A 14,819-nucleotide genomic window follows, 5' to 3' on the forward strand; every position below is an offset into this window, starting at 1 on the left:
TCTAATTTAAACGCGGCTCTCATTTTAAGGTCATTTGGTATGTTCCGAGTCCTCCCTCATATCATCCTGACGGCATCAGCCTTGCTGGTGGCGGGGTGTTCCGCGCCTGGTGCGGGCGAATTCAACGATCCCTATGAGGATGTGAACCGCAGTTGGCATGAGACCAACACCATCATCGATCGCGGCGTCATTGATCCTGTGTCGACAGCCTATGGCACCGTCGTGCCAGACCCGGTGCGACGCGGAGTTTCCAACGTGTCGGATACCTTGTCTCTCCCGGGGATGGTTGTGAACGATGTATTGCAACTCCAGCTCGGAGATGCGGTTCATAACACGGCTCGGTTTGCGTTGAATGCGACACTCGGGATCGGGGGGCTTTTCGACCCAGCGAGCGAAGTTGGACTCGAAGAGCGCGAAAGCGATTTCGGAGAGACATTGCATGTCTGGGGTGTGCGTGAAGGGGCGTATCTCGTGTTGCCGCTTTATGGTCCTTCAACCGAACGTGATGCGGCGGGCCTCCTCGTGGATATCGCTCTTGATCCGGTTGGTCATCTGCTGGGCACTCGCGAACGTGATTTGCGTGCTGAGCTGAAAGCCGCGGAGCTTGCGGACACACGCTATCGTTACTCTGACCTCTATGAGTCTGTCCTATATGAAAGCGCAGACAGCTACTCTCAGATGCGTCTGAGCTACCTCGACAACCGTCGCTATGCCCTCGGGGTTCCTATCGTTCCAAACGAAGGTGAAGAAGAGCAGAGCACTGCGACATATGATATCTATGAGGACTTTTATGAGTGACACCATCCTTGGCCGCCGAACTCTGCTCGGAATGATGGCAGCAACGGCCACATACCCGAGTGTCGCGTTCGCCTTCTCCGAGGCAGAGGCGTCGGCGCTCATTAATAACGCTGTGAGAGAAATCACTACGGTTATCAACTCCGGAAAATCCGAGAGTCAAATGTATCGCGAGTTCGAGAGGATTCTCGTGAGCTATGCGGACATGCCGAATATCGCTCGGTCCGTGCTTGGCCCCCCTGCGCGGACAGCGTCCTCATCGCAGATGTCTGCGTTCACGAGGGCGTTTCAGACGTACATCGCAGACAAGTACGGCGCGCGCTTCCGCGAGTTTATTGGCGGTGAGATAACGGTGAACAGCACGCAGAAGATCAACTCGATCTACGAGGTGCGCTGCACGGCAAATCTGCGTGGGGAGGCCCCTTTCGCGATCACTTTCATTGTGCACGAAAGATCCGAGAAATTCATCGATCTTCAGATTGAGGGCATTTCCCTGCTTAAATCGGAGCGCGCGGAGATCGGTGCGATGCTCGACAAAGCTGGTGGGAATGTTGACCAGCTGACAGCTTCTCTGAGTTAATATCTCTGCCTAACCAGAATGCAAAACGCGCCCGACTGGGCGCGTTTTTTGTTTAATTGGTGCCAGGTCAGTCCCTGTTACGGAGGATAGATCGGAGAAGGCCTCTCAAGACATTGTCTGCCTTGTCGCCCGAGCGCCGACGCCCCCCGTTATTTGAGGTGAAGGTGTTGTCTTGCACTGTTGGGGGAGAGGATGGCCGGATCATGGGAAGAGGCGTCGGCTCGAGGCCTTCGTGTACCTTCGCCATTGTCATCTGCCAGATCTCCGCAGGAAGCCCGCCGCCTGTGACGCCGGAAAGCGGAGAGTTGTCGTCATAGCCCATCCAGACACCGGCCACGTAATCGCCAGTGAAGCCCATGAACCACGCATCGCGAGCGGCCTGAGTTGTGCCGGTTTTTCCCGCGACCTCGACACCGGGGATTTGGGCACGCGCGCCAGTGCCGGATTGGACGGCGTTATACATCATGTAAATCAACTGCTGTGCGCTATCCGGCGTGATGACGCGTTCGCCCATGCCGCCGTCTTGTCCCATAAGGGGAGTGGCGTCGCCCTTGAGCCGCAACGAACGCAGTCCATAAGGCGTCACCGAAGAGCCGCCATTGAGAATGCCTGCATATGCGCCGGTCATTTCGATCAGTGTCGTCTCAGACGCGCCAAGCGCCAAGGCCGGCCCTTGTGCCAAATCGGATTCAATTCCGAACATGGACGCGACAGTCCGGACATTTTCGAGACCCGCTTCGGTCGCGAGTTTGACTGCCGGAATGTTGTAGCTGTGTTTGAGGGCGTCTGTCAGCGTGACAGGCCCATGGAATTTCCGGTCATAGTTCTGTGGGGACCATGGCCCTGAACCTGGAATGTCAATCGTCAGGGGTTCGTCCATGATTGTGTCGTCGTAGGACCATCCCATATCGAGAGCTGTGGCGTAAACGAAGGGTTTGAAGGACGAGCCCGGCTGGCGTTTGGCCTGCGTCGCGCGGTTGAAGGCGCCGGACACTTTGAGTTTGCGCCCGCCGACCATGGCGCGGACGGCACCATCCGCGGACATGACGACAATTGCCGCCTGCGCCTCCGAGCCCTCGCGGACCTTGTTCTCGAAAACCCAGACGAGCGCATCCTCAGCCGCCTGTTGGATCGACTGGTCGAACGTGGTCTCGATGACCACATCCTCGGTGGTGTCGCGGGTAAGGAAATCTGGGCCTGCGCCCATGACCCAGTCCGCGAAATATCCTCCTGCCTGCTTTTCGGCTGTTTCCGAGAGTTCCGCAGGATTCGCCTTCGCGTAGGCGCGCTCGGCGTCTGTGATGTAGCCTTGTTGGTTCATGAGCAGCAACACAATGCCGGCGCGTTCTTGTGATCGCGTGAGGTTGCTCGTTGGAGCGAACCGTGTCGGCGCGGTCAACAGCCCTGCGAGCATTGCGGATTCCGCGATATTCACCTCGGCAGCGGATTTGCCGAAGTAACGTTGCGCCGCCGCTTCGAACCCATTTGCGCCTGCGCCGAGGTAGGCGCGGTTCATGTAGATTGAGAGAATCTCGGACTTGGAGTAACGCGCCTCCATCGCAATCGCGTAGACCATCTCCTTGAGCTTGCGCGCCATGGTGCCTTGGCGACAGTCGGCTTCATAAGCGGTCTGGTTCTCCCACTTCTGTGGGTCGTATGGCACGCCGAGGCAAAGAAGTTTGGCGGTTTGCTGGGTCAGGGTAGAGCCGCCGTGGCCCGAAAGTGGCCCACGTCCCTCCGAGAGGTTGATCTTGATCGCGGAGGCGATCCCACGCGGGGATACGCCGAGGTGCCGGTAAAACCGTTTATCCTCGGTGGCGACAATCGCGTTTTTCAGATGCTCCGATACGGTGTCCGCCGTGATCTGACCACCAAACTGCTCACCCCGCCATGCGAAGACGGAGCCGTCTCTGTCCAGAAGAGTAACGGAGCCGCGTGCGCGACCGTCCAGAAGGTCAGAGTAGGGCGGAAGCGTTGTATATATATAGAAAACGGCGAGACCGACCACGAGCCCGAGTGCAATCGCACCGCGAGACACGATCAGCCACATGAGACGCAATATCCAGCGGAACAACCCCGTGACAAGCCGGGCAATCGGGTTCGATGATTGCTTGCGCGTTGGCTTCCGCGGCTTTTTTGCCTTCTTCTTTGCAGGCTTGGGGGGTTTCTTCGTCGGCTTTGGCTTGGCGTTCTGAGACGCGGGATAGCGGCGCTCAGCAACAAGTTTGCGCTTTCCATCCTTGGGTGCGGTCATAGGTTCTGCTCGATCTTTCTCGATTAGTTTCAGAAGAGTTTAGGGCGATGCACTGCGAAAGTTGAGGGGAAACGAGTCGGGAGCCCCCCTTTATTTTCTGATTAATTAATAGTCAAAGCGCACAAATTGTATAATTCTTGTGCGGCGGTGCTTGAAAAAGAGTCGCATGAAACAGGGCGTTCGCTTGTGCAGAAACACGGAACAGCGTCTTTCTGACCCCGTGATTGCCTCTGGGCGATCGCCCGCTCAAACGGAAGGGGAAAAACGTGAAACTCATTATTGCAGCAATCAAGCCGTTCAAGCTTGAAGAAGTCCGCGAAGCGCTGACCGGTATCGGTGTGCGCGGCATGATGGTGACGGAAATCAAGGGCTTTGGCTCTCAGTCCGGCCACACGGAGATCTATCGCGGTGCGGAATACGCCGTGAACTTCGTGCCGAAAGTCAAACTTGAGATCGTCGTTGCTGATGCAATGGCTGAACAGGTTGTTGAAACCATCGCCACCACTGCCAAGACCGACAAAATCGGCGACGGCAAGATCTTTGTGCTCGACGTAGAAGGCGCAACGCGCGTTCGCACCGGCGAGACCAACGACGACGCGATCTAATCGCGATTACCCGAGACGAAAGGGACTGAAACCTATGAAACTCTCCAAGCTCATTTCGGCCACTGCGCTCGCGACTGCGATGCCGGTTCTGGCCTTTGCGCAAGACGCTGAAGTCGCCGCCGCTGTGCCGACCGACTCCGTCTTCATCTTTAACACGCTGCTCTTCCTCATGTCGGGCTTCCTCGTGTTCTTCATGGCCGCTGGCTTTGCGATGCTCGAAGCTGGCCTCGTGCGTTCCAAGAACGTTGCGATGCAGCTCACCAAAAACGTGGCTCTCTTTGGCCTCGCATCCATCTTCTACTACCTGATCGGCTACAACCTGATGTACCCGCTCGGCACCTGGTCCATGGACGGCGTCCTTTCCGGCGTATTCGGCCCGGGCGTGCTCGAAGCTGTTGGTATCACTGCTGAAACCGCTGACGACTACGGTTACGCGTCCACCGGTTCCGACTTCTTCTTCCAGCTGATGTTCTGTGCGGCAACTGCCTCCATCGTTTCCGGTACTCTCGCTGAGCGTATCAAACTGTGGCCGTTCCTCATCTTCACCATCATTCTGACCTCCATCATCTACCCGGTTACCGCATCCTGGACCTGGGGTGGTGGCTTCGTTGGCGAAGCTGGCTTCTCCGACTTTGCTGGTTCCACGATCGTTCACTCCGTCGGCGGCTGGGCTGCTCTGACCGGTGCAATCATCCTCGGACCGCGCCTCGGCAAGTACAAAGACGGCAAAGTGACCGCATTCCCGGGTTCCAACCTGCCGCTCGCTACGCTCGGTACGTTTATCCTGTGGCTCGGTTGGTTCGGCTTCAACGGTGGTTCCCAGCTCGCTATGGGGTCTGTAGGTGACGTGGCTGACGTGTCCCGCATCTTCTCCAACACCAACGCTGCTGCTGCTGGTGGTGCTGTCGCCGCTCTCATCGTGACCCAGCTGGTTTACGGCAAGATCGACCTCACCATGGTGCTCAACGGCTCCCTCGCTGGCCTCGTGTCCATCACTGCTGAGCCGCTCGCTCCGTCCCTCGGCCTCGCAACGATCATCGGTATGATCGGTGGTGTCCTCGTAGTCTTCGCCGTTCCGCTTCTCGACAAGCTGAAAATCGACGACGTCGTTGGTGCGATCCCGGTTCACCTCGTCTGCGGCATCTGGGGTACCCTCGCTGTTGTTCTCACCGGCACCTCCACCCTCGGCGCACAGCTCTACGGTATCGTGGTGATCGGTCTCGCAACCGTTGTCTCCTCCGCCGTCGTTTGGTTCATCCTGAAAGCTGTCATGGGCATCCGCGTCTCCGAAGAAGAAGAGATGATGGGCCTCGACAAAGCCGAACTCGGCATGGAAGCTTACCCGGAATTCTACAAAGGCTAATCTGCCTTTCATTCCGAGACATTCCGACCCGGGCGCCGTAAAGCGCCCGGGTTTTTCTATGTTCGGGAAAGGGTTTCTAAACTTTGCCGCCTTATCCCTTCTCCGACCGGATCTGTTTCGGGGAGAAAGGGTTTGCGCAAGAACTGCGTGTTTCTACTCATTGGGGCTCTGCATGTCGGACCGGCATTTGCAGAGCCTGTTTCAATTTTTGCGAACGGCGCGATGGATGCAGGGCGCGTTTCTATGCTGGCCTCGGCGAAGCCGCTCGCGCAGATGGAGAGCGACGCCCTTATCGTCGCGGGGCCGAGTCTGTTCGCTGATCGCGCGCTTGGGGGGCTATTCGCGCCTGTCTTATCGCAGCCTCGCGTGGAGGGCGTGAGATCGCGCCGCAGCGTGCCCGCGGATCTGCAGGCCGTGCGTGACCTCATCGGGCGGGCCGAAAGTGCGTCGGCGGGTTATGACGCGATCCACCACGGGGCTAAACGCCTGCCGATGAAGCGTCCGAGCCAGATGACCATCCGAGAGATCTTTGCATGGATTGAGGCGACGCCGGGGCAGCCCCATGCCATCGGCTACTATCAGTTCATTCCCGATACCTTGGAGCGGCTTGTCAGTCAGTCAGGCGTCGGGGATGAGGCTGTTTTTACCCCAGCGCTGCAAGATGCACTTGCGGACGTTCTCTTGCAAGAAGCGGGCCTCTATGAGGCGCGGGCAGGGCGCATGGAGCGGCAGACGCTCATGCACAACCTCGCGAAGATTTGGGCGGGGCTGCCGACGCGCTCGGGCCTGTCGTACTACCATGGCTACGCGGGCAATCGCGCGACGATGAGTTGGGCGGAGTTCGACGCCGCCATGGCGCGCGTTTTCCCTAGCTGAGAAAGGGGCCTGCTGTGGCCCCTTCTGAGTTCAGTCGCGGATTATTTTGCCGGAACTGCGGTGGGGGCGCCTGTTGCCATGTTCGTGCCGGTGTAGGCTTTGCCTGCGGCCTTCCACGCGCCAAACCCGCCTTCCATATGAGCAATCGGAGAGATGCCTGCGGCGGCGCTCGCCTGCGCAACCTTGGCAGAACGCATGCCGGAGCCACAGTGGAAAACGATCCGTTTGCCTTCCTGCGACGGCAGCTTCTCAGCGGTGAAGAACGACATCGGCAAAAGCAGCGCGCCGGAGATGTGCTCGAACGCATATTCTTGTGGGGTGCGGACGTCGATCAGGACAATTTCGTTCGCGTTAAAGGCCTTTTCGACCTCATCTACAGTCCAAGTTTCAAAGCTCAGGCCGTCGACGGTTTCGGTTTTCATAGAAGCATTTCCTTTGATGATGAGCACATGAATTTCAGACGTGCTCGAAAAACATAGTGAAAAAGCGACACGTTAAAAGTGGCCCGCTGCAAATAGCATGGCCTAAGCACGGATATTTGACCACTCTCTAGAAAACGAAAAAACGCGCCACGTGGGCGCGTTTTCTGTCTCTTTGTAACCTGTGGGTTACTTGCAGATTTTCGCGACGGCCTCTGCGAGGAGCGGCACGGTTTTCGCGTTCAGGCCTGCGATGTTCATGCGCGAGTCGCCGACCATGTAGATGCCGAACTCTTCGCGGATTTTAAGAACCTCTTCCGGCGTGGCACCGATGCGGGAGAACATACCGCGGTGTTGCGCAACAAAGTCGAAGCGGTCGGAGTTCGTCAGGCGCTTCAGCTCGTCAGCGAGTTGCTGACGCAGACCGAGCATGCCGAGGCGCACTTCTTCGAGTTCCGCCATCCAGTCGGCCTTCAGCTTCTCGTCGGTCAGAATCATCGTAACCAAACGCGCGCCGTGATCCGGTGGGAAGGAGTAGTTCTGGCGGTTGAGGAAGTTGAGCGTACCTTGGGTGACAGGGGTCTGCTCTGCCTTCTCGGAGATCGCCATGAGGCAGCCGGTGCGCTCGCGGTAGATGCCGAAGTTCTTGGAGCAGCTCGCAGCCACGAGAAGTTCCGGCAGCTTGCCAGCAAGAAGGCGCGTTGCGGCGGCATCTTCTTCGAGACCGTCGCCGAAACCTTGGTACGCGATGTCGACGAGAGCAGTTGCGCCTTTTTCGAGGATCAGGTCGGCAACAGCGTCGAACTGCTCGAGCGTGAGGTTCGCGCCGGTCGGGTTGTGGCAGCAGCCGTGCAGGAGAACCACGTCACCTTCTTTTACGGCCTTGAGGCTATCCATCATGGCGTTGAAATCAACGGAACAGGTCGCCTCATCAAAGTATGCGTATTCCGCATTCTTGAGGCCCATGAATTTGATGATCGAGACGTGGTTCGGCCATGTCGGGTTCGATGTCCAGATGGTCACATCCGGATTGACCAGCTTTGCGAGTTCGAATGCCTGACGGATCGCGCCGGTGCCGCCCGGGGTCGCAATGGCGCCCACACGTGCGTGGTCCACGGAGTCGGCCAGAACGAGAGATTTCATTGCCGCGCCGAACGCCGGATCACCGGAAAGGGCGGTGTATTTCTTGGTGGTCTCTTCTTCCCAAAGCTGCTTTTCTGCTGCTTTGATGGCGCGCATTACAGGGGTCTCGCCTTCGGCATTTTTGTAGATGCCGACGCCAAGGTCGATCTTCGTGTCGCGCGGGTCGTCGCGATACAGGGCCATGAGTTCGAGGATTTTGTCCGCTGGTTGCGGTTTGAGAGTGCTGAGCATCATGCTTCTCCAGTTGCGACCCGCAGGTCACCATACATGCCCCATTCCGCCCATGAGCCGTCGTAGAGCGAAAACTCCACGCCGAGCCGGGTCAGTGCGAGGCCCAAAATTGCGGCGGTCATGCCAGACCCACAGGTGGTGATCGCCGGTTTCGACAGATCGACGCCAGCGGCCTCGAATACGGTGCGCAGGTCGTCGTTTGATTTCAGGGTGCCGTTCGGGTTCAGAACCTCTGTAAACGGCACATTGCGTGAGTTCGGGATATGACCAGAAGCCAAGCCTGCACGTGGCTCCGGTGCCTCGCCTTTAAAGCGGGCGGCAGAGCGTGCATCGATAATTGTGTAGTCGCCGAGTTTAGAAGAGGCCGCAACCTGAGTAACGTCGCGCACGAGTTCCGGATGGACTTCGGTGATCATATGGCGATCACGAATGGTCGGCGGTTGGTCGGTGACGGGGCGGCCTTCGGATTTCCATTTCGGGAGGCCCCCGTCGAGGACGGCAACATTGTCCTGACCGAAATATTTGAACATCCACCAGACGCGCGGGGCGGAAAAGACACCTGCGGTGTCATAGACGACGACCTGATGTCCATCGCCGATGCCGAGCGCGCGCATGCGGGACATGAACTTTTCGACCGGCGGGAGCATATGCGGCAGGTCCGAACGCAGGTCGGCCACCTCATCAACATCAACGAAGCGTGCGCCTGGGATGTGCTCGCGTAGATACTCCGCATGGCAATCGCGATTGTCTGCAGGCATGTACCAACTTGCGTCAATCAGACGAAGTTCCGGCGCCTTGAGGTTCTCGGCGAGCCAATCTGTGGAAACCAACATTTTCGGATCATCTTGCGGCATAGTCTGGCCTTTATCCGTTGTGAAAGGGCAGTCCGTTCTGCCTTAGCGGCACTCACGCGTCGGTGCAAGCAGTCGGAAAGGCTAAGTCCGCACGATTTGCAAGAAAGCCCAATCTTCACCCGCCGTGACGCAAAAGTCGTTGTTTCTGACGTCCCCAGTCGCGCTTGGCCTCGGTCTGGCGTTTGTCGACTGTCTTCTTACCCTTGGCGATGCCAAGTTTGATTTTCACTTTGCCCTTATGGTTGAAATACATCACCAGCGGGACAAGCGTCATCCCCTCACGACCTGTTGCCTGCCAGAGTTTCGACAATTCGCGGCGCGACACGAGGAGCTTGCGCTTGCGACGTTCCTCATGCGGGAACATCGCCTGCTCATAGGGCGCGATATAGGAGTTGGTGAGCCAAAGCTCGCCATCATCGACGGACGCGTAGCTTTCGGCGATGTTCGACTGCCCTGTGCGAAGGGATTTTACCTCGGACCCTGTGAGCACAATCCCGCATTCTATGTCATCCTCGATGGCATAGTCGTAACGGGCGCGCCGGTTCTCGGCGATTACCTTGTAGTTCTTTTCTTCAGGGGTCTGTTTCTTTTTCTTAGCCATGATCAGAAGCAGATAGGAGTTTGAGGACGATCTGTCCACTGGCCCGCAGTGGTGAATTCTGCCAAAAAGCGCAGAAACGCATTCGGAGCGCCCATGTTTTCGCAAATCGCTATCGGCACCGTCCTGATTTTGCTGTCCGTGTTTGTCGCGGCGCTCGGGTTTTTGCTGCTGGAGTGGACGCTACAGCGCGCGCACGGTTGGCTTATCAAGGAACCGCATGCGCCAAAGTTGGCGATTGTCCTGTTCGGAACGGTGATTGCAGTTTTGTGGATGATCACCGCAGGTGTCTGGATTTGGGCGATTGCGTTCCGGTTGTTCGGATTGTTCGCTCATTTCGAGGAGGCGCTGTACTTCTCGCTCGTGGCGTTCACCACACTCGGGTTCGGTGATCTTCTCCTGCCGGAGCAATGGCGCCTCTTGGGCGGGTTCGCGGCCACGAACGGACTGTTGAACATCGGCATGATGACGGCGCTTTTGATGGAGGTGCTTCGTCACGTCCGCCGCAACCAACTTGAAAGCGTTCATCGGCGATAAAAAAAAGGGGCCTCTGCGGCCCCTTTTCAATTCGAATTTTTTGGGCGTCAGAGCAGACCTGCGTGCTCCATCGCGCTCTTGATCGCGGCTTTGGTGTCCTCAGAGAGCGGCGTCAGCGGCAGGCGTACTTCGTCGGAACACAGGCCAAGAAGAGACATCGCATATTTCGCGCCGCAAACGCCCGGTTCGAGGAAGATCGCGATGTGCAGGGGCATCAGCTTGTCGGTGAGTTCAAGCGCTTTCGCGTAATCGCCCATGCGGGTGGCCGCCTGCATCTCGGCGCAGAGTTTTGGAGCGACGTTCGCGGTCACGGAGATACAGCCCACACCACCGTGCGCGTTATAGCCGAGGGCAGTCGCGTCCTCACCGGACAGCTGAACGAAGTCCTTGCCACAGGCGATGCGGGTCTGCGGGACGCGGGACAAATCGCCAGTCGCGTCTTTTACGCCAACGATGCGCGGCAGTTTCGCCAACTCACCCATCGTGTCCGGCTTCATGTCCACCACGGAACGGCCCGGGATGTTGTAAATGATGATCGGCAGTTCTGCCGCATCATGCATCGCGGTGAAATGCGCGATCAGGCCTTTTTGAGTCGGCTTGTTGTAGTAGGGCGTCACGACCAGCGCCGCGTCTGCGCCAACTTTGGCGGCATGCTGCATAAAGCCGATGCCTTCCGCCGTATTGTTGGAGCCTGCACCGGCGATCACCGGAATGCGGCCCGCAGCGGTTTCGACGACGATCTCGATCACACGACGGTGTTCGTCGTGCGTCAGGGTCGGGCTCTCACCGGTGGTGCCGACAGGAACGAGGCCGTCGGAGCCTTGCTCGATGTGCCACTCGACCAGACGTTTAAGCGTATCGATATCCAGTTCGCCGTTCTTGAACGGCGTGACCAGTGCAGGAATGGATCCTTTAAACATCGTCTTACGCTCCTATTTTTTAATGCGTGGGCGGTGAGTCGCCCGAGAAAGTTCCGGCGGAAACTAGCTTCCTTCGCGGCGCTTCACAAGAATCTGTATTGCTGCGCCCAAACAGCGCGATACTCTGCTATAAAAAATCAAAACTGCTCGAGGCAAAGCCGTTCTTACCATGATGTTCCAACGCTCCGCGAAAGCGGCCTATTGTATTGTTTTCGCGGTATTTTCCGCATTTCCCGTCTTCGCCTCGCCCGAGTCGGACGCCTTGGAGCGTGCCTACGAAGCGAGATGGCAGGGCAATTGGGATCTTGCCCGTCAGGAGGTCTCGGGCGTCGGAAGGGACATCATTGATTGGCACTACCTCCGCGCTGGTCGCGGCACATTTGCGGAATATCGTGAGTTCCTGACGCGCAATGCCGATTGGCCGGGTCTGCCATTGCTCGCGGAAAAGGGTGAGCCGGTGATCCCGATGGATGTCTCGCCGGATGTGGTGATCGACTACTTGACCGCCTATCCCCCCCAAACAGGGCAGGGGGCATGGAAACTCGTGTCCGCCTATGAGCTCAAGGGGCTGTCGGGGGACGCTCAGGCCAATGCGGTATTGTTTTGGAATACGCTGCCGATGGACGCTGCCGAGGAGGCGCTTTTCCTTGAGCGCTACGCAGATATCCTCGCCCCGCACCACGCTGCGCGAGCGGAGTGGCTCCTATGGGATGAAGATTTCGAGGATGCGGCACGACTGTTGCCGTATCTGCCCGACGGCTGGGGAGCATTGATTGAGGCGACGCAAAAGCTCGTCCGTGATGAAAACGGTGTTGATGATGCAATCGCGGCCATCCCCGAGGCGCTGTCCGATCATCCGGTCCTTGCGCATGCACGATTTGAGTGGCGCGTGCGTCGTGGACGGAATGACGATGCAATTAACCTGATGCTGCAGCACTCCACGCCGCAAGGTATCGGCGAGGCTGAGGCATGGGGAGATCGTCGCCGGACGCTGGCCCGCCAGATGATGCGCGACGGTAAAGCGCAAATCGCCTACACCATTGCGTCGCGCCATATGCTCGCGCCGGAGCAAGATCACTATACCGATCTCGAATGGCTCTCCGGATATCTCGCCCTGCGCTACCTGAAAGAGCCGGGTCAGGCTCTAGATCACTTCAACCGGTTCCGGATGGCCGTTGGAACACCGATTTCTCTGGGCCGTGCGGGCTATTGGGAAGGTCGGGCGCTCGAAGAAATGGGTGCGCTGGATGATGCCGCCGCCGCCTATGAATTCGGCGCGCAGTTTCAGACTTCGTTCTACGGCTTGCTCTCGGCTGAGAAAATCGGACGGCCACTGGACCCTGCTCTGACGGGCGAGGCGCGCTTTGATGACTATCAGACGGCGGCGTTCATGGGATCGTCTGTGTTGCAGGCAGCCTTGCTCCTCGAAGAGGCCGATGAACTGCCGCTCGCGGCGCGTTTCATGCGCCATCTGGGGGAGAGCCTGACGCCCCAAGAGCTCGGGCAACTGGGTGACCTAGCTCTCGACCACGATCCGTATCTCGCGGTTCTGGTGGCGAAGTTTGCGGCCGATCGCGGCATCGTCCTCAACCGTGCCTATTATCCACTGCACGAACTTGCAGAGGCCGATCTGCCTGTGGAGCCAGAGCTGGCCCTGTCGATCGCGCGACGTGAGAGTGAATTCTATGCCAAAGCGCGCTCGCATGTCGGCGCGCGTGGTTTGATGCAGCTTATGCCCCGCACGGGCGAGGCGATGGCGGGAAAGTTGTCGCTTGAAGGGTTCACAGAGAGCCAGTTGGACGATCCTGTGACCAACGCGCGTCTTGGCTCCGCCTATCTCGCGCAGCTTATCGAAGAATTCGGGAATAACGTGCCGCTCGTGGCGGTGGGTTACAACGCCGGACCGTCGCGCGCCCGCGACTGGATCACGCGCTATGGTGATCCGCGGTCCGGTGAGGTTGATCCTGTGGACTGGATCGAGCATCTGCCCTTCCGCGAAACGAGAAACTATGTGATGCGGGTCGCAGAGAGCCTTCCGGTCTATCGCGCACGACTGCACGGCGAGACCGGTCCGGTGCATCTGTCACGCGAGTTGAGCGCCCGTTAACGGCGGGCGACCTGACGGGCGCGGAGGAAGGTCACGACACCTGCTCCGACGACGATGATCGCGCCGATCAAGACGTTCGCACGGATCACGTCACCGAACGCAAATACGCCAAGCGCCGCAGAAAACGGGAGTTGCAGGTAGGCAAAGGGCTGAATGGCTGAGGCTTCTGCAAGTTCATAGGCCTTGATGAGCAGGAAGTGCGACGAGATCGAGGTGACGCAAAGTAGGCCCATCCAGAGCCAGTCCCCGGGTAGCATCGGCTCCCAGAACCAGACGCCGACGAGCGATGTGACGACAGCGCCTGCGAGGCCTGTGTAAAAGAACGTCACATCCGCGCTATCGAACCGAGAGACATATCGGTTGAGAATGCCATAGAGTGCGAAGCACAAAGCCGCCGTAAACGGAAAAATCGCATCGAAGGAGATTACGCCGCTACCCGGCTTGATGATGATCATCACACCGATAAAGCCTACGAAGACGAGCGACCAGCGGCGCCATCCGATACGCTCCCCGAGGATCGGGCCGGAAAGTGCCGTTATCAACAACGGATACGACGCGAAAATCGCAGGCCCGTCGACGAGTCCCATGCGCACAAATGCAGTGACCATGATCAGGATTTCGATTGCGAGGATGGCACCACGGAAGAACTGCAATCCGGGGCGCTCCGACTGTAGTGCCCGTTTTAGACCGCCGCCACGGAGCGATAAGGCCATCACGAAGACCGCAAACACCCAATAGCGGATCATAACGATCATAAAGACGTTGTAGGTCCCCGCGAGGTGGCGGGAAATGCCGTCCTGCATCGCGAAGATGAAAGTTGCGGCGATCATCAGGATTGTGCCCATGCCAACGTTTTGACGGGTCATGATTTCACACCTCGGCTCATATGGCGTTTGCGTCCGAAACCGGGAGTGCGTTCGACCTCAAATCCTGCATCGCCGAGCTTTTGGCGCACATGGCCCGCCGCTGTGTAGGTCGCGAAGGTTCCGCCCGTTGCTGTGTGACGCCCGACTTCGAGCATGAGGTCTTCACCCCAGAGTTCCGGATTCTTCGCTGGGGAAAAACCGTCGAGGAACCATGCGTCGGCCATTCCGTCCCAAGTCGAGAGCGTCTCACGCGCATCCCCGATTTTGACGTCGACGTCGATCTGGCCGAACCGGAAGCGACGTTTGCCCTCGGCCCAGGCGTCGAGAAACGGGTCAGCGATGGCGCGCGCCTCGGGAAAGGCATCGAGCGCCTGCGCGATGTCTGGCGTGGTCATTGGAAAGGCTTCAAATGAAGTGAAGCGGATGGCCCCCTCCCCTTGATAGGCGAGCGCGACGGCGAGCATGTTCAATCCCGTGCCGAACCCGAGTTCCGCGATGTGAAAGCCGTCTCGAAGGCGCGCGGGCAGATCGTTCCCGGCGATAAAAACATGGCGTGTTTCTTCGAGGCCGGACGCAAGCGAGAAGTAGGGGTCATCGAACTGTGTGGAAACAGGAATGATCCCGTCTCTCCATGAGATGGAGGCAGTCTGGTCGTCTTGCATGATTTGGCC

General features: G+C 58.3%; 15 protein-coding genes. 7 read left to right on the top strand and 8 right to left on the bottom strand.

Annotation, left to right across the window (positions count from 1 at the left end; genetic code table 11):
* Positions 1 to 39 precede the first annotated feature (39 nt).
* Together LA304_RS02240 and LA304_RS02245 are read left to right on the top strand one after the other, a co-directional pair.
* Entirely contained in the window at positions 40 to 798 is a 759-nt protein-coding gene (locus LA304_RS02240; RefSeq protein WP_224501501.1) for an MlaA family lipoprotein, read from the top strand.
* A complete protein-coding gene (locus LA304_RS02245) occupies positions 791 to 1,375 on the top strand; it encodes an MlaC/ttg2D family ABC transporter substrate-binding protein (RefSeq protein WP_224501502.1) in 585 nt (194 codons plus the stop codon). The genes LA304_RS02240 and LA304_RS02245 overlap by 8 nt, the downstream gene beginning before the upstream one ends.
* Before the next feature lie 67 nt (positions 1,376 to 1,442).
* Here LA304_RS02245 and LA304_RS02250 read toward each other — a convergent pair whose 3' ends face one another.
* Positions 1,443 to 3,629 (bottom strand): transglycosylase domain-containing protein, encoded by a 2,187-nt coding sequence (locus tag LA304_RS02250; protein WP_224501503.1) that lies wholly within the window; start codon positions 3,627 to 3,629, stop codon positions 1,443 to 1,445.
* A 266-nt stretch (positions 3,630 to 3,895) separates the two neighbouring features.
* Between LA304_RS02250 and LA304_RS02255 the strand changes: the two genes are divergently transcribed.
* From LA304_RS02255 to LA304_RS02265, 3 genes are all read left to right on the top strand, one after another.
* On the top strand, positions 3,896 to 4,234 hold the full coding sequence (locus LA304_RS02255) for a P-II family nitrogen regulator (protein ID WP_066604500.1): 339 nt from the start codon (positions 3,896 to 3,898) through the stop codon (positions 4,232 to 4,234).
* A 34-nt stretch (positions 4,235 to 4,268) separates the two neighbouring features.
* Entirely contained in the window at positions 4,269 to 5,597 is a 1,329-nt protein-coding gene (locus tag LA304_RS02260; RefSeq protein WP_224501504.1) for an ammonium transporter, read from the top strand.
* Positions 5,598 to 5,744: 147 nt separating this feature from the next.
* Positions 5,745 to 6,473 (top strand): lysozyme family protein, encoded by a 729-nt coding sequence (locus tag LA304_RS02265; protein WP_224501505.1) that lies wholly within the window; start codon positions 5,745 to 5,747, stop codon positions 6,471 to 6,473.
* Positions 6,474 to 6,514: 41 nt separating this feature from the next.
* On the opposite strand, the gene LA304_RS02270 is transcribed toward LA304_RS02265, so the two are convergent.
* The 4 genes from LA304_RS02270 to smpB all read right to left on the bottom strand — a co-directional run bounded on the left by LA304_RS02270 (position 6,515) and on the right by smpB (position 9,721).
* The gene (locus LA304_RS02270) at positions 6,515 to 6,895 is read right to left on the bottom strand and encodes a rhodanese-like domain-containing protein (protein WP_224501506.1); all 381 of its coding nucleotides are present in this window, start codon (positions 6,893 to 6,895) and stop codon (positions 6,515 to 6,517) included.
* Between the two features lie 186 nt (positions 6,896 to 7,081).
* Positions 7,082 to 8,266 carry an amino acid aminotransferase gene (locus tag LA304_RS02275; RefSeq protein ID WP_224501507.1) on the bottom strand — a complete coding sequence of 395 codons (1,185 nt, stop codon included), beginning with the start codon at positions 8,264 to 8,266 and terminating at the stop codon, positions 7,082 to 7,084.
* Positions 8,266 to 9,120 (bottom strand): 3-mercaptopyruvate sulfurtransferase, encoded by an 855-nt coding sequence (gene sseA / locus LA304_RS02280; RefSeq protein WP_224501508.1) that lies wholly within the window; start codon positions 9,118 to 9,120, stop codon positions 8,266 to 8,268. The genes LA304_RS02275 and sseA overlap by 1 nt, the downstream gene beginning before the upstream one ends.
* Positions 9,121 to 9,235: 115 nt before the next feature.
* Positions 9,236 to 9,721: an SsrA-binding protein SmpB gene (gene smpB, locus LA304_RS02285; protein ID WP_224501509.1), complete on the bottom strand. Its 486-nt coding sequence runs from the start codon at positions 9,719 to 9,721 to the stop codon at positions 9,236 to 9,238.
* 93 nt (positions 9,722 to 9,814) lie between these two features.
* On the opposite strand from smpB, the gene LA304_RS02290 reads away from it, so the two are divergent.
* On the top strand, positions 9,815 to 10,255 hold the full coding sequence (locus LA304_RS02290; protein ID WP_224501510.1) for an ion channel: 441 nt from the start codon (positions 9,815 to 9,817) through the stop codon (positions 10,253 to 10,255).
* A gap of 47 nt (positions 10,256 to 10,302) precedes the next feature.
* Here the strand turns inward: LA304_RS02290 and dapA are convergent, their stop codons facing one another.
* On the bottom strand, positions 10,303 to 11,175 hold the full coding sequence (dapA, locus tag LA304_RS02295) for a 4-hydroxy-tetrahydrodipicolinate synthase (RefSeq protein WP_224501511.1): 873 nt from the start codon (positions 11,173 to 11,175) through the stop codon (positions 10,303 to 10,305).
* A gap of 172 nt (positions 11,176 to 11,347) precedes the next feature.
* On the opposite strand from dapA, the gene LA304_RS02300 reads away from it, so the two are divergent.
* Positions 11,348 to 13,282, top strand: a complete 1,935-nt coding sequence (locus LA304_RS02300; RefSeq protein ID WP_224501512.1) for a lytic transglycosylase domain-containing protein — start codon at positions 11,348 to 11,350, stop codon at positions 13,280 to 13,282.
* Here the strand turns inward: LA304_RS02300 and LA304_RS02305 are convergent.
* The gene (locus LA304_RS02305; RefSeq protein WP_224501513.1) at positions 13,279 to 14,148 is read right to left on the bottom strand and encodes a DMT family transporter; all 870 of its coding nucleotides are present in this window, start codon (positions 14,146 to 14,148) and stop codon (positions 13,279 to 13,281) included. The genes LA304_RS02300 and LA304_RS02305 overlap by 4 nt on opposite strands.
* Positions 14,145 to 14,810 carry a tRNA (5-methylaminomethyl-2-thiouridine)(34)-methyltransferase MnmD gene (gene mnmD, locus LA304_RS02310; protein WP_224501514.1) on the bottom strand — a complete coding sequence of 222 codons (666 nt, stop codon included), beginning with the start codon at positions 14,808 to 14,810 and terminating at the stop codon, positions 14,145 to 14,147. Before mnmD ends, LA304_RS02305 begins: the two co-directional genes overlap by 4 nt.
* Positions 14,811 to 14,819 lie beyond the last annotated feature (9 nt).

Source organism: Celeribacter litoreus, assembly GCF_020165855.1.
Classification (GTDB): domain Bacteria; phylum Pseudomonadota; class Alphaproteobacteria; order Rhodobacterales; family Rhodobacteraceae; genus Celeribacter; species Celeribacter litoreus.

Bases quoted from the DNA above. Each gene is read 5' to 3' on its own strand.
- LA304_RS02240 (WP_224501501.1), top strand. From the start codon at position 40: ATGTTCCGAGTCCTCCCTCATATCATCCTGACGGCATCAGCCTTGCTG.
- LA304_RS02245 (WP_224501502.1), top strand. From the start codon at position 791: ATGAGTGACACCATCCTTGGCCGCCGAACTCTGCTCGGAATGATGGCA.
- LA304_RS02250 (WP_224501503.1), bottom strand. From the start codon at position 3,629: ATGACCGCACCCAAGGATGGAAAGCGCAAACTTGTTGCTGAGCGCCGC.
- LA304_RS02260 (WP_224501504.1), top strand. From the start codon at position 4,269: ATGAAACTCTCCAAGCTCATTTCGGCCACTGCGCTCGCGACTGCGATG.
- LA304_RS02270 (WP_224501506.1), bottom strand. From the start codon at position 6,895: ATGAAAACCGAAACCGTCGACGGCCTGAGCTTTGAAACTTGGACTGTA.
- LA304_RS02275 (WP_224501507.1), bottom strand. From the start codon at position 8,266: ATGCTCAGCACTCTCAAACCGCAACCAGCGGACAAAATCCTCGAACTC.
- sseA (WP_224501508.1), bottom strand. From the start codon at position 9,120: ATGCCGCAAGATGATCCGAAAATGTTGGTTTCCACAGATTGGCTCGCC.
- smpB (WP_224501509.1), bottom strand. From the start codon at position 9,721: ATGGCTAAGAAAAAGAAACAGACCCCTGAAGAAAAGAACTACAAGGTA.
- LA304_RS02290 (WP_224501510.1), top strand. From the start codon at position 9,815: ATGTTTTCGCAAATCGCTATCGGCACCGTCCTGATTTTGCTGTCCGTG.
- dapA (WP_224501511.1), bottom strand. From the start codon at position 11,175: ATGTTTAAAGGATCCATTCCTGCACTGGTCACGCCGTTCAAGAACGGC.
- LA304_RS02300 (WP_224501512.1), top strand. From the start codon at position 11,348: ATGTTCCAACGCTCCGCGAAAGCGGCCTATTGTATTGTTTTCGCGGTA.
- LA304_RS02305 (WP_224501513.1), bottom strand. From the start codon at position 14,148: ATGACCCGTCAAAACGTTGGCATGGGCACAATCCTGATGATCGCCGCA.
- mnmD (WP_224501514.1), bottom strand. From the start codon at position 14,810: ATGCAAGACGACCAGACTGCCTCCATCTCATGGAGAGACGGGATCATT.